The 19,253-nt window shown below is 72.1% G+C and carries 13 protein-coding genes; 5 read left to right on the top strand and 8 right to left on the bottom strand.

The window, feature by feature from the left end:
• Positions 1 to 386 precede the first annotated feature (386 nt).
• Positions 387 to 1,124 carry a hypothetical protein gene (locus tag WMF26_RS16130; RefSeq protein ID WP_438001049.1) on the top strand — a complete coding sequence of 246 codons (738 nt, stop codon included), beginning with the start codon at positions 387 to 389 and terminating at the stop codon, positions 1,122 to 1,124.
• Between the two features lie 96 nt (positions 1,125 to 1,220).
• Here WMF26_RS16130 and WMF26_RS16125 read toward each other — a convergent pair whose 3' ends face one another.
• Positions 1,221 to 1,721, bottom strand: a complete 501-nt coding sequence (locus WMF26_RS16125) for an MGMT family protein (RefSeq protein ID WP_438001048.1) — start codon at positions 1,719 to 1,721, stop codon at positions 1,221 to 1,223.
• A 94-nt stretch (positions 1,722 to 1,815) separates the two neighbouring features.
• On the bottom strand, positions 1,816 to 2,583 hold the full coding sequence (locus WMF26_RS16120; protein ID WP_438001047.1) for a thaumatin family protein: 768 nt from the start codon (positions 2,581 to 2,583) through the stop codon (positions 1,816 to 1,818).
• A 308-nt stretch (positions 2,584 to 2,891) separates the two neighbouring features.
• Between WMF26_RS16120 and WMF26_RS16115 the strand changes: the two genes are divergently transcribed.
• Positions 2,892 to 3,533: a hypothetical protein gene (locus tag WMF26_RS16115; protein ID WP_438001046.1), complete on the top strand. Its 642-nt coding sequence runs from the start codon at positions 2,892 to 2,894 to the stop codon at positions 3,531 to 3,533.
• Positions 3,534 to 3,620: 87 nt separating this feature from the next.
• Here WMF26_RS16115 and WMF26_RS16110 read toward each other — a convergent pair whose 3' ends face one another.
• Positions 3,621 to 4,397, bottom strand: a complete 777-nt coding sequence (locus tag WMF26_RS16110; protein ID WP_438001045.1) for an alpha/beta fold hydrolase — start codon at positions 4,395 to 4,397, stop codon at positions 3,621 to 3,623.
• A 63-nt stretch (positions 4,398 to 4,460) separates the two neighbouring features.
• Positions 4,461 to 5,618: a hypothetical protein gene (locus tag WMF26_RS16105; protein ID WP_438001044.1), complete on the bottom strand. Its 1,158-nt coding sequence runs from the start codon at positions 5,616 to 5,618 to the stop codon at positions 4,461 to 4,463.
• A gap of 126 nt (positions 5,619 to 5,744) precedes the next feature.
• Between WMF26_RS16105 and WMF26_RS16100 the strand changes: the two genes are divergently transcribed.
• Entirely contained in the window at positions 5,745 to 7,175 is a 1,431-nt protein-coding gene (locus WMF26_RS16100) for a sigma 54-interacting transcriptional regulator (protein ID WP_438001043.1), read from the top strand.
• A 34-nt stretch (positions 7,176 to 7,209) separates the two neighbouring features.
• Here WMF26_RS16100 and WMF26_RS16095 read toward each other — a convergent pair whose 3' ends face one another.
• Positions 7,210 to 8,706 (bottom strand): hypothetical protein, encoded by a 1,497-nt coding sequence (locus tag WMF26_RS16095; RefSeq protein ID WP_438001042.1) that lies wholly within the window; start codon positions 8,704 to 8,706, stop codon positions 7,210 to 7,212.
• A 404-nt stretch (positions 8,707 to 9,110) separates the two neighbouring features.
• On the opposite strand from WMF26_RS16095, the gene WMF26_RS16090 reads away from it, so the two are divergent.
• Together WMF26_RS16090 and WMF26_RS16085 are read left to right on the top strand one after the other, a co-directional pair.
• Complete coding sequence (locus WMF26_RS16090; RefSeq protein WP_438001041.1) at positions 9,111 to 12,188, top strand: NAD(P)-binding protein; 3,078 nt, start codon at positions 9,111 to 9,113, stop codon at positions 12,186 to 12,188.
• A 181-nt stretch (positions 12,189 to 12,369) separates the two neighbouring features.
• Positions 12,370 to 16,269 carry a protein kinase domain-containing protein gene (locus tag WMF26_RS16085; RefSeq protein ID WP_438001040.1) on the top strand — a complete coding sequence of 1,300 codons (3,900 nt, stop codon included), beginning with the start codon at positions 12,370 to 12,372 and terminating at the stop codon, positions 16,267 to 16,269.
• A 102-nt stretch (positions 16,270 to 16,371) separates the two neighbouring features.
• On the opposite strand, the gene WMF26_RS16080 is transcribed toward WMF26_RS16085, so the two are convergent.
• From WMF26_RS16080 to WMF26_RS16070, 3 genes are all read right to left on the bottom strand, one after another.
• Positions 16,372 to 17,316, bottom strand: coding sequence for an ADYC domain-containing protein (locus WMF26_RS16080; protein WP_438001039.1), 945 nt, complete (start codon positions 17,314 to 17,316; stop codon positions 16,372 to 16,374).
• Positions 17,317 to 17,499: 183 nt separating this feature from the next.
• A complete protein-coding gene (locus WMF26_RS16075) occupies positions 17,500 to 18,678 on the bottom strand; it encodes an acyl-CoA dehydrogenase family protein (RefSeq protein WP_438001038.1) in 1,179 nt (392 codons plus the stop codon).
• A 30-nt stretch (positions 18,679 to 18,708) separates the two neighbouring features.
• Positions 18,709 to 19,119 (bottom strand): YybH family protein, encoded by a 411-nt coding sequence (locus tag WMF26_RS16070; protein ID WP_437337885.1) that lies wholly within the window; start codon positions 19,117 to 19,119, stop codon positions 18,709 to 18,711.
• Between the last annotated feature and the right edge of the window lie 134 nt (positions 19,120 to 19,253).

Here is a 19,253-nt window from a genome sequence, read left to right as displayed (position 1 = left end):
AGGTCGTTGCGGATGCAGCCGTCTCGGCGCCTCATGCCCGAGCGAACACGGGAGGTTCGATGTCGATACGAAGAAGTGTGCATGGCGAAGGCGCACCGCCGCGCTCCCGGCGTCCCGTTTCCTCTCACACACCTCGTTGCCGGAGCGGGTGGCTTCCGTGATCGAGTCGACGTGCCACCTGACGATTTTTGTAACGTCCATGGAGGCGCGCATTTTTCGATGACGCTGGCCCCCCCTCGCAGGTATGGTGAGGCCGGTTGTCCTGGACGCCCCGGTCGCTGACCGCCCGGCACGACGGCCGGCGAGCTCCGGGCCGGCCAGGTCACCCTCCACGGGAGCTTCTGATGAGAGAGCACGCAGCAGTCCGGACGACGGAGCCACGCGCGATGGTGATGGTCGCGGCGCTCGCCCTCGCGTGCGGGATCGCGGCATGCAACGCGATCTCGGGGGTCGACGAGCTCGACTTCTCGGGCACCGCCGACGCGACGGGCGGCGGCGCGGCCGGCAGCGGCAGCGGTACGGCCGGCGGTGAGGCGGGCGGCGGCGGCGCTGGTGGCACGGGCGGCGATGGCGGCACGGGCGGCGGGGGCGGCGCCGGCGGCACGGGCACCAGCGGCACGGGCGGCGCCGGCGGCACGGGCGGTGATGGCGGCACCGGCGGCGGGGGCGGCACCGGCGGCGCCGGCGACATCTCTTACGACATCGACTGTGGGGGCGGCAATGTTGCTGTCGGCGTCCACGGCCGGAGCGGCGGCTCGCTCGACAGCATCGGCCTGATGTGCGCTCCGCTCGCGAGCGACGGCACCCTGGGCACCGCCTTCCAGACCCTGACCGCCGGCGGCGACGGCGGCTCGCCGGGCAGCGTGATCTGCCCCGCGAGCCAGGTCATGGTCGGGATGAACATCTGGGTCGACGACAACCGGGTGTACCGGGTCGAGCTGCTGTGCCAGACCATCGAAGCGTGGAAGATGGACGACATGAACCTCAATGTCGGCCCTGGCATCGGCCCCGTCCAGAGCATGGGCTTCGGGGTCAAGTGCCCGAAGGGGACCGCCGTCGCCAAGATCACCGGAGACGCCGACACCCTCGTGCGCGCCGTCCATCTCGCTTGTCGCACGCTGTGACGGGCCGCTCTGCTCCCGGGCTGCGGCGCTCGTGAGAGCGCCTCACAGAACCGGACCGAGCCAGCGGCAGGACACGCATGGCAAGGAGCAGCGGCCTCACGATCGCCGCTTCCGGGGCGCCGCGCCGCGGGCCTTCTTCGCGGGCGCGGCGGCGGGCGTGCTCCGGAACCACCCGAAGCGATCGAGCGACACGTTGCCGCGATCGTCGAACTCGATGCCCTCGGCCTCGAGCAGCATGCGCTGGAGCGCGCCGCCCACCGGATCCTTGATGGTGACGGCCGCGCGATGGCGCGGGCGGCTCCCGAGCACGCGCTGCCACGGCACGCCCGCGCCGTCGCCGGTCTCCTTGAGCGCGGCGAGGGCATACCCGACGTGGCGCGCCGCGCGGGGGTGCCCGGCCATCGCGGCGACCGCGCCGTACGTGCACACCCGCCCCGCGGGGATCCGGCGAATGACCCGGTAGAACGCGGCCCACCAGGAGATCGTGTCGGGGAGCGCGGCGGGCTCTCGCCGCCCCCGGCGCGGCCCCGGGGCCACCGGGAGGCGGCGGCCGACCTCCGGAGCTTGCTTGCGGGCGCGGCGGTCCTTGGTGGCCACGCGGCTGACCTAGCACGGAGGGCCGCGCCCGGGGATCCCCTGTTCCGTGATGCCTCGGCGATTGACCTGATGCGCGGGAATGCGAGGGAGCAGGTCAAGGGCAGAACACGATGTCGTAGTCTTCCCCCGCGCAGGCGGCCATCGACTCCTGATCGTCCCCCGACCAGGAATAGGCATCCTTGCATCGCTCTTCGAAGTACACGGCCACGGGGTTCGTGGGGTCGTCCCGGTCGGGGCTCACGCAGGAGATCGTCGCGCCGCTCGCGTCCTCGTAGCGGCCCGCCTCCGGACACCGCGCGAGCAGGCTCTCCGGACACGACAGCGTCCGGCAGTCCGGCAGGCCGACGGGCACGATCGCCAGCGGGAGGTTGTGCGCGTCCACGTGGCTGATGTTGTACCAGTCGAAATCGTTGAAATCGGTGTTGAGGGTCATCTCGGCCAGCGTGTGTCGGCCGCCGCCGGGGTCCGACCCGGCATACGCCCAGTAGCGCAGCGACGACAGCGGCTCCTCGCTGGTGCCGACGTCGCGGCACGCGAACTGCCCGGGGCCGAGCTCCCCGCCCTCGATGAGGCTGCCCAGGAACTGGAGCGGCTTGTCGCACCGGTTGACGAAGGCCAGCGTGGACTTCCCGTCCCCCGGCGTGCGGCAGTCGACCTCGACCGGATCGCCGGGCGGCTGGCCTGTCGACGCGCTGCTGGCCTCGCTCGACGCGGCCCCGCCGGTCGAGGTGGACGCGGAGCTCACCGGGCTGGAGCCGCCGCCCGTGGCGCCGGGCGAAGCGTCCTGTCCGGGGTCGGCGCAGCCGGCGTCGAGCAGCGCAAAGGCGAGCGGCAGGGCCGCGATCTTCCAACGTTGCGACATGGCGGTCTTCCTTGCGGCGTGTCCTGGGAGGAGAATACAGAACGTCCGGAACGATGTCCCGCCCGCCGAGCTCGACGCATGGCAGCGAAGCCGTCGACCAAGGCCCGCTGGCCGGCTGCCATGCGGCCCTTGGGCCATCGAGCTCCCGCGCATGTGCCACGGCACAATCTGGCACTCGGCGCTATCGTGCGCCGAGCGTCTGAATCGCCGCGAGCAGCGCTCTTCGCATTCTCCCGCCGTGGCACCGGAGCTGCATGGTCGGTACAGCCATGAATAACAGATCGGTCTTTGTCGCTTTGATTCCCCTCGTGCTGACCGCCTGCGACCCTGCTTTCTGGGACGGCGGCTCGGTCGATATCTCCGACGTCTTCAACGGCGGCGCGCACGATCCGCCGGATTCGAACGATCCGCCGGGGCCGCCTGGCACCGGCGGCGCGGGCGGCGGCGGGGGTGGCGATTCGGGCCCGCTGTCGGCGGCCGTCGCGATGACGCGCGCGCAGCGCGAAGCCCTCATGCAGGCGTATTACGATCAGATCATGAACGAGACCGGCAGCGTGGTCTCGACCGCGGCGGCCGGCGGGCAGCCCGACCAGGATCCCAACGACCTCATGCTGCACATCTCGGACATGGGCGAGTCCTGCGATCTCTATCCGAGGGCTCTCCCCTGCGGTGAGCACTGGCAGCTGCGCCTCGTCCTGCCGATCGCCTACCAGCAGGTCGGCGTCTACGATCTCGACGATTTCTCGCTCCACGCCACGGTCTTCGAGACGGGCGCGCCCTACTCTCCGGCGCCGGACGACTGCCCGAAGGGCGGCGGCACGCTCTTCGGCTCGGGCACGCTCGAGATCCTCGCGATCGACAGCGCCGAGGTGCGGTTCCGCGTGACCACCGACGCGGCGCTCATGGGCGGCAACCCGAGCGGAGAGTACACGGCGCCGCGCTGTCCGTGACGCCGCTGCGACGACGCGCGCCAGCGCGCGGTGCGGCGGCGGCGCGGCGTTGCCGTGCTCGGGCGGAAGATCACGGTCCAGGGAGCTTTAACGTATATCGAGGAACTCACCCACGCCGCGCAGGAACAGCTCCGGCTGGTCCTGGAATGCGACGTGCCCGGCGCCCGGGATCTCGAGCACCCTCGCATCCGGGATCCGCTTCGCCAGCCTGTCGATAGCGTCTCTCGACGCGAGGTGATCGTCCTCCCCGCGCACGATGAGCACCTTGCAACCGATCCTCTCGACCGCGTCGTTCGGGTGCCCGGATGGGCCCGCGTCGAGCCACATCGCGACGACCGCCCGGGCAAACGCGTCGAAGTTCGGCGCCGGATTCAGCCGCTGGTAGCTGTCGTAGGTGGAAGGGAACCGCTCGCGCCAGCTCTCCGGCGTGACCTTCGTCAGGATCCCTCGCACCGGATCGTCCTCCGGCAGGTCGCCCTGGGCGCCTATCGCCACCACTCGCTCGATGGCCGACGCCCCCCGGGAGGCCATCCTGTACGCCACGATGCCTCCGTCGCTGAAGCCGATGACGCTGTACCTGTCGAGCTTCAGCCGGTCGACGATCCGCTCCGCGTCCTCCTGGAGGCGCTGGTACGTCAAGGGGACCTCGCCGAGCGTCGACCTCCCGTGCCCGCGGCTGTCGACGCCGATGACCCTGTACCTCCGGGTCAATGCCGGCAGCAGCCCAGTGAAGTCCTCCATGTCGCCGAAGCCGCCGTGGAGCAGGAGGAGCGCCGGACCGTCGTCCGGGCCGACGATCTCGTAATAGATGCTCGCCCCATCTATCTCGATGGATTGCCCCGATCGATGGTCGAACTGGCTCATGTCCTCCGCGCCTCCGTGGTTCCTCCTCTCATGCAACCAGCGATGCGCCCGGTCAACACGGCGCTACCGCGCCACGCGCACCACGCGGCCGCCGCCGGCCTCGTCGATGGCGTAGACGCAGGCGCCCTGCACCGCCACGGCCGCGGGGCGCGTCAGCCCCTCGGCGAGCACCTCGGGATAGCCGGGGCAGCCCGCGGTCGGACAGCGCATCACCGTGCCCCCGCCTCGGTCCGCCCAGTACGCGTCGGCGCCGTCGATCACGAGCGCCGCGGGCTCGCGCAGCGGCCGCGACGGCTCGGCCTGCGGCGCGAGCTCCGCCGCGGCGCACGACGCCACGAGGCCGCAACGGGAGACGCCGCCCGAGGTCCCGTCCGGGTGGGCCCAGGTCCAGAGCACCGCCGCGTCGCCGAGCGCGATCCGGTCCGGATAGTCGAGCAGCACCGCGATCTGCGCCGCGACGGCGCCGGACGGAGCGCCCTTGTCGAGGCCGAGCACCCGGCCGAAATCGGCGCCCGTGCCGCGCTGGACCCAGACGACGCTCCCCGCGTCGCCCGGGGCGACCGCCACGCCGCGCGGGTGCGACTGGCTCGGCGCGAGCAGCTCCGGGGCCGCGCCGCAGCCCTCGGCGACAGGGCAGCGCAAGAGCTCGCCGGCGGTGCCGCTCGGCTCGTCGCGCGTCCAGTAGACGTGCCGCCCGTCCGTCGCCAGGCCGCGCACGGCCTCGGCCTCGCCCGCGCCGAAGGCGAGGAGCGAGGTCGCCCCCGCCGCGCAATCGTCGACCGCGCACCGCCAGAGCCCGTTGGCGGCGACCCAGACGACGAGCTCGCCAGAGGCCGCCAGCAGGCCCGGCGACGGCATGGACGACACGAGATCCTCCACCGCGCCCGTCGCCGGGTCGAGGCGGCGGAGGCGATCGCTCGCGCGGCTCGTCCACACCACGTACGGCCCGGCCGCGGCGATCGCCGCAGGGCCGCCGGCCTCCTCGGCCGCGGCGACCACGCACGGGCCATCGCAGTCCGCCGGCGCGCAGCGCCCCGGGTCCCCGGCGTCGGGGCCGGCCAGGCCCCCGCCGCCGGCACCGTGGCCGCCCCCGCCGCCGACCCCCCCGCCGGTCAGGCCGTCGAGGTCGATGTAACAGCCGGGCAGCAGCGCGAGGAGGGCCAGCGCGGCCCCCGTCCGCCGTGCGGTTCTCGACCCGCCGCTCACCGATGCACCCCTCATGGCCTGCTCTCGAAGAGAAGCAATCGCCTGGCGGGCGTCAACCCCGGCAGCTCGCGCCGCGGGCGGCGTGCATCGAGCTCCGAACCTTGACGCGCGGGGGGGACGCGCGAACATGGCCCCGCGTTCATGGGCGGGGACGACACGAAGATCTGCACCCTGACCGACGGCGAGGAGAGCTCGATCGTCCTGCCGTCGGCGCAGGTGATCGCGACGCTCCCGCACAACGTCACCCGCGAAGCGCGCCTCACCATGGACCTGATGGTCGTCGGCACGGGCCCGGAGTGCGATCTGGTCGTCCCCGACGCGCGGGTGTCGCGCAGGCACTGCGAGCTGAAGCTCACCCGGCGGGGCGTCGTCCTGCGCGATCTCGGGAGCAAGAACGGCACGTTCATCGGCGAGATCCCGGTGATGGAGGCGATCCTGCCGGTCGGCGCGATCGCGACGATCGGGAGCACGCGCCTCTCCATCGCGCTCGAGGGCGCCCCGTCGCTCGTCCGCCTGTCGGCCTCCGAGCGCTTCGGCGAGGCCCTCGGCAGGAGCGTCGTCATGCGCGCGCTCTTCGCCCAGCTCGAGCGCGCCGCGGCCACCTCGGAGACGATCCTCCTCCTCGGCGAGTCCGGCACGGGGAAGGAGGTGCTCGCCAGGGCGATCCACGCCGCGAGCCCGAGGAGGGACGGGCCGCTCGTGGTCGTCGATTGCAGCGCCGTCGCCCCGAGCCTCGTCGAGGCCGAGCTCTTCGGCCACACGCGCGGGGCCTTCACGGGCGCCGTGGCCCCGCACGCGGGCCTGCTCGAGCAGGCGGACGGCGGGACGCTGTTCATCGACGAGCTCGGGGAGCTGCCGCTCGATCTGCAGCCGAAGCTCCTCCGCGCGCTCGAGGCGCGCCAGATCCGCCGGGTGGGATCGAGCGAGTGGCGCTCGTTCGACGCGCGCGTCATCGCCGCCACCCACCGGGACCTCCGGGCGCGCGTCGCCGAGGGCACGTTCCGCCAGGACCTCTATTATCGTCTCGCCGTCGTCGAGGTGCGGGTGCCGGCCCTGCGCGAGCGCAAGGACGACATCCCGGCGCTCGTCGAGCGCTTCCTGGCCGCCCAGTCGCCCCCGCGCGCCCTGTCGGATCTGCCCCCGAACGTGATGGATGTGCTGCTGTCGCACGACTGGCCAGGCAACGTCCGCGAGCTCCGAAACATGGTCTCCCGGCTCGTGATCTTCCCCGACCTCGCGCGGGAGGCGCTCGGGGTCGCGCTGGCTCCCTCGAGGGTCGAGGCGGCGGCGCCGGCGCGCCGCGCGGAGGCGCCCTCGCCGGCGGGCGCGGCGGAGCGCGCCGAGGGCGCCGCGGCCAGCACGGCCGAGGACGGCCTGAGCGCGCTGCTCCAGATGCAGCTCCACGAGGCGCGAGATGCGGTGGTCGAGCACTTCGAGCGCCGTTACATCGCGGCCAAGCTCCGCGAGCACGGCGGCAACGTCTCGCGGACCGCGGACGCGATCGGGGTGTCGAGGCAGCTCGTCTATCGGCTCATCGAGCGCTACGGGCTCCGCGGGGCGGAGCGGGCGTGAGCGGCGGCGCGGACCGCGCTTCGTGCAGCCAGGATCAGCGGTTGTGCCACTCCGGCCTGCGCATCTTTCGGGGGTCGGCGTTCGAGTAGCTGCGCGCCACCTCGAGGAGCGGGCCCGCAGGAAGGCCGTTGAACGGCGAGCCCTCCGCGCGCCTGCCGTCGCGGTCGAACGTCGCAATTCGCCCCGCCGCGGAGACGTGGAGGGTGCCGCGCTCGTTCACGCGCTCGGCGGGGACGACGCCGCCCGAGCGCAGCGGGTTCACGCCCGGCGCGCCCGGGTCCGTCGGGTGAACCTGGAGCTCCGCCACGTGCGGAGAGCCCGCGCGGGTGAGGCGGAGCGCGCCGTCGCCCTCGTCGACGGTCAGGGAGAGCCGCCCCTGCCCGGGCACGTGCGGCAGCTCGTGTGAGCCGTGATGGCGGAGCTCCGGGCTGAAGCGCAGGAGCTTCCCGGCGGAGACCGAAGCGACGATCAGCCGGTTCTCCGTGGCGTCGAACGCGAGCGCGTCGATGGGACGGTCCAGGGCGGCGCGGCTCACCTCCTGTCCATGGTCGTCGAGCGCGACGACGTGCCGGTCCTGGGCGACGAACAGGCGGCGCGACCGCCCGCCGTGCGCCAACCGGCGGGCGCCGGGCAGCCGCGCGAGCCGCCTCGAGTCGCCGCTGATCAGATCGACGGCCACGACGTCGCCGCTCCCCTCGCCGAGCGCGGCGACGCGCATCGCCGGCTGAATCGCGAGATCGGCGATGCCCGCGGAGAGCGGCGTGGGGATCTCACGCGCCTCGACGGCGTCGCTGGTGAGGCTCGCCGAGTAAACGGTGAGCGCGCCGCCGCTCAGGTTCGTGACCGCGAACAGCGGAAAGATGATCATGACGTGGTCGATGAACTCATACGGTGACTCCGAGCTCCCCCAGCGGAGCATCGTCGCCAGGGTCCCGTCGAACTTGCCGAACGTCGGCGTGAGGTTCCCCGTCGACTTCTTCGGGGAGGACTGCGTCTCCGGGTCGCGATCGTCCTGGGCAGGGTCGTGCACGACGATCTGCTTCCCCGCGGAGGTGGAGCTCAGCCCGACGACCGTCAGCGCGTGGCCGCCCCCCCGAACGTATTCACCGTTGATTTTGTAGTACCGCCCCCGCGCGATCGTCAGCAGGCCCCCCGCGGCGGCGCATTGCTGCAGCCGGTCGAACAGGATCCACGAGTCGTCTTCCACGGTGAAGAGCAGCGCTATCGCCGGAACTTGTCGATGCTTGAGCCACGCGTCGAGCCCCTGGTGCCAGGATCTCCCGGAGGTGCCGCGCTCCGGGTGCGTGAGCATGAACAGGCTGAGCATCAGCACGTTCATCGGGGTGGACGAGGACGCGGAGGGGTCGGCAGGCGGGAACATCACCGCCGAGGGACGGCCGTGACTGGCGATGTAATACATCCAGTTCATGGTCGAGGTGGGCACACAGAAAGCGCTGCCGCCGCCCGGCAAGCTGGCCCACCGTTGATCGATGTCGGGCACGTTCGCGATTGAGTATTTGAAAGCAGGCACGATGAACCGCCTTTGTCGATGGCTGGTGAGCCCCAGGGATGAAGCGACGCCGGGGCCCGCGACGGCCCGGCGTCCAGCCCTCCGTCGAGGGCCATGCCATCGCGCAGAGCAGAAGCCGGGCCAGGGGAAGCTCCGGGCGATCTCTGCGCGCTGAGCGGGGACGACCCCCGCGCGCCATCGGGTGTGATCTGTGCGCAACACCGCGCGTGATCCGCGCGCAACACGGAGCGTGATCCCTGCGCAACACCGCGCGTGTTCCGGGGGCGACGTCGCGCGTGATCCGCGCGCGACACGCACGTCCCTCACGCGCAACAAGGCCTGTGATCTGCTCGCGACCGGGCGCGACCCTTCACCGGCTGTAGCGAACCGGCTCCTCTGGCGCAGCGCTTGCGTGTTCGCCGGCCATGATGAGCGACACGTCCCCTCGGCCGGAGCATGGAACCCGCAACGCAGGACGCTCGAGGATCGCGATCCTCGGTGGAGGCATCGGGTCTCTGATCACCGCCTTCGAGCTCTCGTCCCACGCAGGCTGGCAGGACCGCCACGATATTACCATCTATCAGATGGGGTGGCGCCTCGGAGGGAAGTGCGCGAGCGGGGTCAACACCGAATGCGCGGATCGCATCCAGGAGCACGGCATTCACGTTTTTTACGGCTTCTACGAGAACATCTTCCGGGTCGTGCGCGCCTGTTACGACGAGCTGGGGCGCCACCCCGACGCGCCACTGTCGACGTGGGAGGACGCGCTCCGGCCCATGCCGTGCGTGATGAACTCGGAGCGCGTCGACGGCAGGTGGGATTTCTGGGAGCTGCCCTGCCCGCCGAATGACCGTGTCCCCGGCGACGGCGGCGAGCTCGACGCGCCCTGGCAGTACGTGGCGCGGATCCTCGGCTGGGTGACGCACGCGATGGTCAGGCTCTCGCGGGCGGCCGAGAGGACCGTCGAGGGCGAGGCCGGCGGAGGGGGCTCGCTCGCGCAGCTCCTGGAGCGCGGCCATGCGCTCGCGAGGCGGCTCGCGGCGGACCCGTCGCAGCCTCCGTCGGACAGCCGGAAGGTGCTCCTCGGGATACTGGACCGGACGGCCGGAGCCCTCCGGCGCAGCCCGGTAACCGAGGCGCTGCGCCGGCTGCGGATCGCGGGCGACCTGATGATCGCCATGGCGCGGGGGCTCCTCGCGGACGGGCTCATCGAGCCGCCCTACGATTGGTTCAAGATCGATCACCTGGATTTCAGGGAATGGCTCTCACGGCACGGCGCGAGCCCGGAGACGTTGCGATCAGCCCTGTGCGAAGGGCTCTATGCGTCGGCGCTCTGCGCGGGGGCGCGTCAGATCGGCGCAGGCACGTTCGCCCACGCCATCCTGCGGATGGTGTTCACGTACAAAGGGTCTGTCCTCTGGCAGCTGCAGGCCGGCATGGCCGACGCGGTCGTGGCGCCGCTCTACCTCGTGCTCCGGCGCCGCGGCGTGAAGTTCGAGTTCTTCCATTCCGTACACCGGCTCGAGCTCTCCGCCGACAGGCGCCGGGTCGAGCGGATCGTGATGGACCGGCAGGCGACGCCGAAGGGGGTCACGTACGAGCCGCTCGTCGATGTCCGGGGGCTCCCCTGCTGGCCTGCCGCGCCGCGGTACGAGCAGCTGATCGAAGGGGAGCGCCTGCGCATCGAGGGGCACGATCTCGAGGATTGGTGGACCGCATGGCCGAACGTGGGCACGGTGACGCTCGAGGCGGGGAGAGACTTCGATCGGGCGGTGCTCGGCATCTCGATCGGCGCGTTCCCGTACATCTGCAAGGAGCTGATGGACGATCCGACGAACCCGCGCCTCCGGGCCATGGTCGAGAACGTGAAGACCACCGCGACACAGGCGCTCCAGCTCTGGCTCACGCCGAGCCTGTCGGGGCTCGGCTGGTCCGGGAAGAGCCCGATCTTGATCCCGTACGCAGCGCCCTTCGATACGTGGGGCGACATGAGCCACCTGCTCGGGCGGGAGCGGTGGGCGGCGCCGCACCCGTGCGGCAGCCTCCATTACCTCTGCGCGGCGCTCGACGACGACGAGCCGCTGCCGCCCCGCCACGATCACGGATACCACGCCCGGCAGAACGCGCGCGTGAAGCAGAATGCGCTCCGCTGGCTGAGCGAGAGCGCGCCCGGGCTCTGGCCGCGCGCGGCCAGCACGAACGCCCCCGGCGAGCTCAATTGGCACCTGCTCGTTGATCCGGAGGAGCGCGCAGGCGAGGCGCGCCTCGACGGGCAGTTCTGGACGGCGCCGGCCAACCCGTCGGATCGCTATGTCCTGTCCGCGCCGGGCACCAACCGCTACCGCCTCCGCGCCGATGAGTCCGGTTACGAGAACCTGCTGTTCGCGGGGGACTGGGTGCTCACGGCGCTGAGCATCGGGGCCGTCGAAGCCGCCACGATGGCCGGCATGCAGGCGGCGCGCGCCATCGACGGGCGCTGCCGCAAGGCCTACGGCGACTGGCTCCCGGATCGCCCGACGCCGGGCAGCGCGCCTCTCCGGGGGCGTACGCCATACCTCGTGCAGGACGGGAGCCTCACCGTGCCGGCGCCGATCGGGCTCGACATCCACGCATACGTGTTCCTCCTCGACGCGAGCCACGAGCGGCTCACGGCGCTGTGCGATCGGTATCTGAACCTCGGAGGAGACACCGTGTACAAGCCGCTCGGCCCGTTCGTGATCCTTTACTGCGCCACCGTCGACAACCACCCGGAGGTCGATCGGATCGGGTGGTGCCGTGAGAAGGATTTCGGGTTCTGGGTGCCGCTCCTCGCTGGCACCGTCACGCGCGGCCGCTTCCATCCGGATCGCGTGGTCACGTATACCCCCTACATCTGGGTCGACAACGGGGCGGCGCTGATCGCTGGGCGCGAGGTCTTCGGCTTCGCGAAGCAGCTCGCCCGCCTGGAGATGCCCGATCGGGCGGGCCCGGACCGGTTCAGCGTGGACGCGCTCGTCCTGCCCCGGTACTCGCCTGACGCGCCGATGGCCGTGCGACGCGTGCTCGAGATCGAGCGGCGTGACACGGGCAGGCAAGAGGGGCGGCGCGGCGGCCGACCCGTGCTCGAGCCTGCGGCCGCGCTGGGCCGTGCGCTGGGCGCGGCGGCCCACGGCATGCTCGACCTGGCCCCGTTCGCGCTGAATTACGGCCAGACGCTGCGGCGCGAGGGGATGCGAATGGTGTTCCTGAAGCAGATGCCGGACGCGACGGACGGCCAGAGGGCCTGTTATCAAGCCATCATCGAGGCGCAGCTCCCCGTGCTGAGCGGGTTCTCGGGGGGGCCGCTCGACGGCGACCGCCTGGTCCGCATCCGTCGCTACGACAGCCTGAGGATCGTCGAGAACCTGGGCCTCGACCCGGGCGCAGAGCGCGCCGAGGAGGCGACGCTGCGGCCGCGTCTGCAAGGCTTCGCGAAGTTCCAGTCGCGGATCGAGCCCGGGGTCGAGGTCTGGCGGGCGGCGTGACGGCGCACGCGCGCCGTCGCGGCGAGGATCTTGGCCAAGACGCCCATCAGGCGCTCGCCCGCGAAGCAGCCGCTCGCCGAGATCCTGGCCGTCGAGCCACTCCAGCGCGAGGTACGGCTCGCCGGTACCGGTGATGCCCCTGGACGCGTCGGATCCAGGAGCCGACAATGCGCGCGCGAAGATGCGGGTGGGGGACGTGCTGGAGGGCCGCTTCACGCTGGACGCGCGCGCCGGGTCGGGCGGCATGGGCGAGGTCTTCCGCGCGCACGATCGCGACACGGGTCAGGCCGTCGCCGTCAAGGTCATGCTCGCCAGGCACTCGGGCGAGCGCGCCCGCTTCGAGCGCGAGGTGCGGGTCCTGTCCGAGCTCAGCCACCCCGCCATCGTCCAGTTCGTCGCCCACGGCGAGACGCCCGACGGCGAGCCCTACCTCGCGATGGAGTGGCTCGAGGGCGAGGACCTGCGGGCGCGGCTCGCCCGCGGCATGCTCGGCGTCGACGAGAGCGTCGCGCTCGCCGCGCGCGTCGCCGCGGCGCTCGGCACCGCGCACGCGCGCGGCGTCGTCCACCGCGACCTCAAGCCGAGCAACCTCTTTCTGCCGGCCGGCGACGTCGCGCTCGTCAAGGTGCTCGACTTCGGCATCGCCCACCTCGGCGACGTCACGCGCCTGACGCGCACCGGCGCCATCCTCGGAACGCCGGGCTACATGGCGCCCGAGCAGGCCGGCGGCGCCGGCGCGCTCGACGCGCGCGCCGACGTCTTCGCGCTGGGCTGCGTGCTCTACGAGTGCCTGACCGGCACGCCCGCCTTCGCCGGCGAGCGCTTGATGGCGGTCCTCGCCAAGATCTGCTGCGAAGAGCCGCCACGCCTCGCCGCGCTCCGGTCCGGCGTGCCGCGCGCCCTCGACGCGCTCGTCGCGCGCATGCTCGCCAAGCAGCCCGACAGGCGCCCTCGCGACGGCGCCAGCGTGGCGGCCGAGCTCTCGGCGCTCGAGGACGATCCATCTGGCGCGCACGCCGACCCGATCCCGGCGGGCTCCCTCGCCGCCACGGTGACGGCGGGCGAGCGGCGGGTGGTCTCGGTCGTCATGCTCGGAAGGGAGAGCCCGCTCTGGCTCGACACGACGGAGGTCGAAGCGCCGTCCGGCACGCCGGCCGAGCACGAGCTGCGCGACACGGCCGCGTCGTTCGGCGGCCGCCTCGAGATCCTCGCCGACGGCTCGGCGGCGGTCACCATCTCCGGCGACTTCATCGCCACCGATCTGGCGGCGCGCGCCGCGCGCTGCGCGCTCGCCCTGCACGCCATCCACCCGAGCCGGCCGATGGCGCTCGCGACGGGCCGGAGCGATGCCTCCGGCGCGGGGCTCTTGGGCGACGCCATCGATCGCGCCGCGAGGCTCGTCGCGCGGCGCGGCCCCGGCGCGCAACGCATCCTCCTCGACGATGTGACGGCGGGTCTCCTCGACGCGCGGTTCGAGATGGCCGCGGGCGAGGCCAGGTACGAGCTGCTGGGCGAGCGCGACGTCGTCGCCGAGGCGCGGGCGCTGCTCGGGAAGCGGACCGCGTGCGTCGGCCGCGCGCGCGAGCTTTCGATACTCGAAGGGCTCCTGTCCGAATGCGTGGACGAGCCGGTCGCGCGCGCAGTGCTGGTGACGGCGCCCGCCGGCGTCGGCAAGTCGCGCCTCTGCCACGAGTTCCTGCGCGCTGCTCGCACGCGCGGCGAGCCGATTGAGACCTGGATCGGGCGCGGCGACGCGCTCCGAGGCGGACAGGCGTTCGGCGCGCTCGGACAGGCGCTCCGCGGCGCGTGCGAGATCCGCGAGGACGACCCGCTCGAGGCGCGCCGGGACAAGCTCCGCGCCCGCGTCGCCCGGCGCGTGGCCCAGGCCGACCGCGCCCGGGTGACGGCGTTTCTCGGCGAGCTCGCCGGCACCCCCTTCCCCGACGATGACAGCGCGCCGCTCCGCGCCGCCCGCGCCAAGGCAGAGCTCATGAGCGAGCAGGTCCGCCGGGCCTGGGAGGACTTCCTCCTCGCCGAGTGCGCGGCGGGCCCCGTCCTGCTGGTGCTCGACGACCTGCACTGGGCCGACCACGCCACGGGGCGCCTGGTCGACGCGGCGCTCTGGAGCTCGCGGGACCTGCCCTTCATGGTGCTCGCGTCGGCGCGACCGGAGATCCACGAGCGGTTCCCGCGCCTGTGGGCCGAGCGCGAGCTCCAGGAGATCCGGCTCGGGGCGCTGACGCCCAAGGCGAGCGCGCAGCTCGTCCGGCAGGTGCTCGGCGACGGTGTATCCCCCGACATCGTGGAGCGCCTGGTCTCCCGGTCGCGAGGGCACGCATTTTATCTGGAGGAGCTGATCCGCGCCGTCGCCGAGGGCCGCGAGACGCTCCCCGAGACGGTCGCGGCGATGGTGCAGGCCTGGATCGAGCGGTTCGAACCGGAGGCGCGGCGGCTGCTCCGCACGGCCAGCATCTTCGGGGAGGTGTTCTGGCCGGGCGCCGTCGCGTCGCTGCTCGGCGGCGGGCAGGATGCCGGCGACACCGGCGTCGAGCTCGCCGCGCGGATTGACCAGCTCGTGCAGCAGGAGGCGCTCGTGCGCCGGCCGGAGAGCCGGTTCGCGGGCGAGCCGGAGCTCGCGTTCCGGCACGCGCTCCTCGCGGAGGGCGCGTACGCGATGCTGACGGAGGACGAGCGGGTCCGCGGCCATCGGCTCGCTGGGGAGTGGCTGGAGCGGCGCGGCGAGAGCGCCACCGCCGTGCTGGCCGAGCATTTCGAGCGCGGCGGGGAGCCGGAGCGCGCCGCGGCCCTCTACTGCCGCGCCGCGGACCAGGCAGCGCGCTTGGGCGACACGGAGGCGGCAATCGCGCACGTCCGCCGTGGCCTCGCGTGCGCCCCCTCGAACGAGCACCGGCTCGCTCTCCTGAACGTGCTCTGGGAGGCCCACCTGTGGGGCATGGACCTCGCCAACCCCGACGCCGCGCGCGACGCGGAGCACATGATGGCCCTGGCCACGCCGGGCAGCGGGCCCTGGGCGAGGGGCGCGCTCCTGAAGCTCTTCGGGCTCATGGCCACGGGGCAGCCCGAGGCGTTCACGGCCACGCTACAAGCCGTCCGCGCCGTCGGGCCGCTCCCCGACGCCGCAGCCGCCGTCGCCAACACCCTCTTGCTCGGCGTGGTGCAGCTCTTGACGAACGGCCAGCACGAGGTCGCGCAGCATCTCCTGAGGTGGCTGGAGGCCATCGTGGAGCCTGTCGCCGAGCTCGATCCGAGGGCACGGGGGCTGCGCGACATGGCGCGCTCGCTCCACGCGACGTATGCGGACGAAGAGCCGTGGTCGGGCCTGAAATGGGCCGAGGCGGCCCTCGAGATCTTCGAGCAGGCAGGCTCCCAATTCGATATCGCGCACGCGCACACGCAAATCGCCATGGGATTCTGGCTCCTCGGCGCGTATGCGCGTGCGGAGCAGACCATCCGAAAGGCGCCTCTTTGTGCGGACGAGGATGTGTGGTTTGCGGTCGCCAATCACTCGATCGTCCTCGGCTGGATCCTGATCGACAAGGGGGAGATCGAGGAAGCTCGCCTCGTCGCTGAGGCCATGATCGACGCGGGCCGCGTCCGGCGCGTCGCCGTCTACGAAGGGATAGGGCGCGCGCTCCTCGCGGACGTGCTCCTTGAACGGGGCGATCTGGAGACCGCCGAGCGCGAGGCGCTCTCCGCGCTCGGGTCGCTCTCGTCAGCGCCCCCCCGGCGCATGATGCTCGTACGGACGCTCGCGGCCATCCGGCTCGCGCAGGGCCGCGTGACCGAGGCGCTCGCGGGCGCGGAGGAGGCGCTGACCGGGTACGAGGCGCTCCGGATATTCTTCCTCAAGGGATCTCTCGCTCGGCTCACCCACGCCGAGGCTCTCATGGCGGCGGGAGACCAGCGGAGGGCCCTCGCCGCGATCACCGAGGCCCGCGCGCGCCTGCTCGGGAACGCCGCCAAGATCGGCGATCCGGAGCTCCGCCGGAGCTTCCTCGAAGACGTCCGCGAGAACGCGCGCACCCTCGAGCTCGCGCGCGCGTGGCTCGGCGAGGCGTGACCGCCGAGCGCGGCGATCCTGCCGGGCTCGCTCACGACGCGTGTGTAGTCCCTCGCCGCTGGCCGCGGATCACGCGCTCGAACCGTCATGGCCCGACGGCGATTATGGGGCCTCCGTCACCACGAGCGTATCGCCCCAGCCGATAGTGCTATGGCACACGGGGAGCCCTGCGGCGCAGTCGGGCGCGACGCCTCCCGTCATGCGCGACCGGGACAGGCAGCGGGCGCCGTCCGCGTCCCACTCGGACTCCATCAGCCAGGTCTCGGTGTCCGGCTGGACGCCGAGGTCGTCGAAGAGATTGATGAGCTGGCCGCTCGTCGTGTGCGGGCTCCCATCGCCGCAGTAATCCGCGCGATACGCCCGGACGCAGGCCTGATGGTGATCGCCGAGCGGCGCGCCGGCGGCCGTGGTCCAGGGCTCGTAGCCGAGCGCAACGCATTTGTGGAGGGCATGGCCAGCACAAGCGAACGTGATCCAGTCCGGCTCGTCGAGCTTGGCACCGCCGCCGGCCGTGCCCTCATCATAGCTCCACCGGCTCGCGAGCGGGATGACGGCGACGGGTACGCCCATCACGTCGCCGCAGACGGCCCTCCACAGGCCCGACACGCCCTCCTTGTACGAGAGCGTGTAGCGGCTGACGGTGCTGCCCGCGTGGTAGCGCGAGGGGCTCGCCGAGACCGTGTCGATGCGCAGATCGATCGGCGCGCCGCCGGGCGCCTGCGTGGCGAAGACCGCGCCGGCGAGCGAAGCCCCCGAGAGGACGGCGCCGTCGGAGACGCGAACGCTCGTGAGGTCGCTGCCCTGCAACCTGATGCCGAGCACGGCGCTGCCGTCCGCCGTGGAGCCGGTGACACCGAGGCCATAGACCTCGGTCCCGGCCCTTGCGGCGCCGTTGACCAAGGGACCATTGATGCTGGAGCCGTTGGTGACGATGATCTCGAAGCCCGCCGGCCGGACGAGCGACGGCGGATCTCCCGCCCTCGCGGGCTCGCCGCCTCCGGGCTCGCAGCCGGCGCCGGCCACGAGCGCGTACATTCCGATCATCATGGAGCGAATCGCGTTCGTCATTGTAGTCTCCCTGGCTGTTGAACAGCGCGGTTCGATGCAGTTCGTTAGCTGTCGCAGGCCCGGGCCACGCCGCGCTGCAGCGCCACGCGGTGCGCCCCGGGTCATCCCATCAAGCTCGCCCTCCTCTTGGCCTTTGGACCGACCGGGCGAGGCCTCGTGTCGTCAGACGAAGGACAGGTTCGGCGAGAGCCCCAGCATCACGCGGCCGTGGGCCTCGAGGTTGGTCGGCAAGCAATACGCCGCGTGCTGGCAGATGGCGCGCGCGTCGCGCGCGATGCGCTGGATCGGGTTCGACAGCGAAAGCGCGCTGCCCCCGCTCGCGCCGAACAGCGTCTCCACCGCCTCTCGGCACAGGTGGACCGCGAAGGCGACCTCTGTCCGGATCCTGATCAGGAGCTCGACGTCCGTCGCTCCGGCGCCCGCCGCGCGGCGCTCGAGATCCTCCACCGCGGCGTGGAGCAGGAGGTCCGCCGCGCGGACCTTCATGGCCGCCTCGGAGAGGAGCAGGTGCGTCACGGGCGCCTCTGCCTTCTTCTCGTACAGGGTGAAGGAGATCCCGCGCCCCTCCGTCTGCGCCTTGAACACCTCGATGGCGGCCTGCGCCATCCCGAGCGCGCAGCTCGCCGCCGTGACCACGATGCCCTGCACGATGGGGCAGCGGTACGGAGAGCCTGTCAGATCGGGAGAGAGCAGCTCGCCGGAGAAGACGGTGGACACCGGCGCGACGCGCCGGTCGGGCACGAACAGGTCATGCGCGGCGGTGCTGTTGCTGCACGTCCCGCAGAACCCGCTCACGTGCCAGTCGTCCAGGATCTCGAGCTCGCTCGCCGGGACGATGAAGAAGGCCGGCGCGGCGCCCCCGCGGCCGTCCTCCACGGAGAGCCCGAGGCCGATCCACGTGATGTGGTGCGAGCCGGAGCAGAACGGCCAGACCCCGTTGACCTTGTAGCCGCCCGCGACCCGCTCCGCCGAGCCCCGCCCGAGCAGCGCGAAGAGGATGGAGCTGTCGGGCTGACGGAGGATCTCCTCCCGGACGCCCTCCGGTAGGGCGCAGGCCATCCACATGGCGAGGTTCAACTGGCTCACGATCCACGACGTCGACCCGCAGCCCCGCGCCAGCTGCGTCCCGACCTCGAACGCCGTGCGCAGGCTCGCCTGGAGCCCGCCGTGGCTCCTCGGCTTGAAGAGGTCGAGCAAGCCGGAGGCTCTGAGCTCGCCGATCGTCTCGTCCGGCAGGCGGCGCAGCGTCTCCGTCTCTCGCGCGCGCTCGCGCAGGCGCGGCACGAGCCTCGCTGCGCGGGCCACCAGATCGTCGTGGATCATCTCTGCACCTCGGGTCATGATCGCTGGTCCTTTCATGGGCGCTTGCCTTCAGCTCGGGATCTTCCACTGGATGGACTCATGGGCGTGGAGGAAACGCCACTCGCCGTCGCGCTTGCGCGACAGAATGCTCGCCCTGATCCGCACGGCGAATTTTTCGGCGCCCATTCTGAAGCCCCAGTCGATGTGAGCGACCACGTAGGTCAGGCCGCCCATCTCGCGGACGACCACATCGCCGACCTTGCCCTCGGTGACGACGAACGTGCCCGCCAGCTCGTCGTAATAGGCCTCGAGCGCCGGAGCTCCGAAGATGGGCCGCTCGATCTCGGCGCCTATGTACGTGCGGTCGATGGCATCCGGGTCCCAGAGGGCTTTGACCTGCTTCATGTTTCCCGCGACAAAGGCGGCGACGTACCGCTCGAGGAGCGTCCGAAACTGGATCGCGACATCTTCGTGTCTCATGCGGCTTCTCCTGTGTGCAAGGCGAGACATGCCCACTGTCGTGGTGGAGCTCCAGGCCGCAGGCTCGACGAGCCACAATGCGGCCCCCCGGCGCCGACCTGCTTCCGTCCGGTCTCCAGCAAGGCGCCGCGGGA

Origin of the sequence: Sorangium sp. So ce185 (assembly GCF_051526825.1) — a bacterium.
Classification (GTDB): Bacteria; Myxococcota_A; Polyangia; order Polyangiales; family Polyangiaceae; genus Sorangium; species Sorangium cellulosum_D.
The sequence above is the reverse complement of the archived record's forward strand: the minus strand, read 5'-3'. Positions and strand labels throughout refer to the sequence as shown.

Coding starts and splice junctions, on each gene's coding strand:
- WMF26_RS16130 (WP_438001049.1), top strand. CDS start 387: ATGGTGATGGTCGCGGCGCTCGCCCTCGCGTGCGGGATCGCGGCATGC.
- WMF26_RS16070 (WP_437337885.1), bottom strand. CDS start 19,119: ATGAGACACGAAGATGTCGCGATCCAGTTTCGGACGCTCCTCGAGCGG.
- WMF26_RS16075 (WP_438001038.1), bottom strand. CDS start 18,678: ATGACCCGAGGTGCAGAGATGATCCACGACGATCTGGTGGCCCGCGCA.
- WMF26_RS16085 (WP_438001040.1), top strand. CDS start 12,370: ATGCGGGTGGGGGACGTGCTGGAGGGCCGCTTCACGCTGGACGCGCGC.
- WMF26_RS16120 (WP_438001047.1), bottom strand. CDS start 2,583: ATGTCGCAACGTTGGAAGATCGCGGCCCTGCCGCTCGCCTTTGCGCTG.
- WMF26_RS16110 (WP_438001045.1), bottom strand. CDS start 4,397: ATGAGCCAGTTCGACCATCGATCGGGGCAATCCATCGAGATAGATGGG.
- WMF26_RS16080 (WP_438001039.1), bottom strand. CDS start 17,316: ATGATGATCGGAATGTACGCGCTCGTGGCCGGCGCCGGCTGCGAGCCC.
- WMF26_RS16090 (WP_438001041.1), top strand. CDS start 9,111: ATGATGAGCGACACGTCCCCTCGGCCGGAGCATGGAACCCGCAACGCA.
- WMF26_RS16100 (WP_438001043.1), top strand. CDS start 5,745: ATGGGCGGGGACGACACGAAGATCTGCACCCTGACCGACGGCGAGGAG.
- WMF26_RS16105 (WP_438001044.1), bottom strand. CDS start 5,618: ATGAGGGGTGCATCGGTGAGCGGCGGGTCGAGAACCGCACGGCGGACG.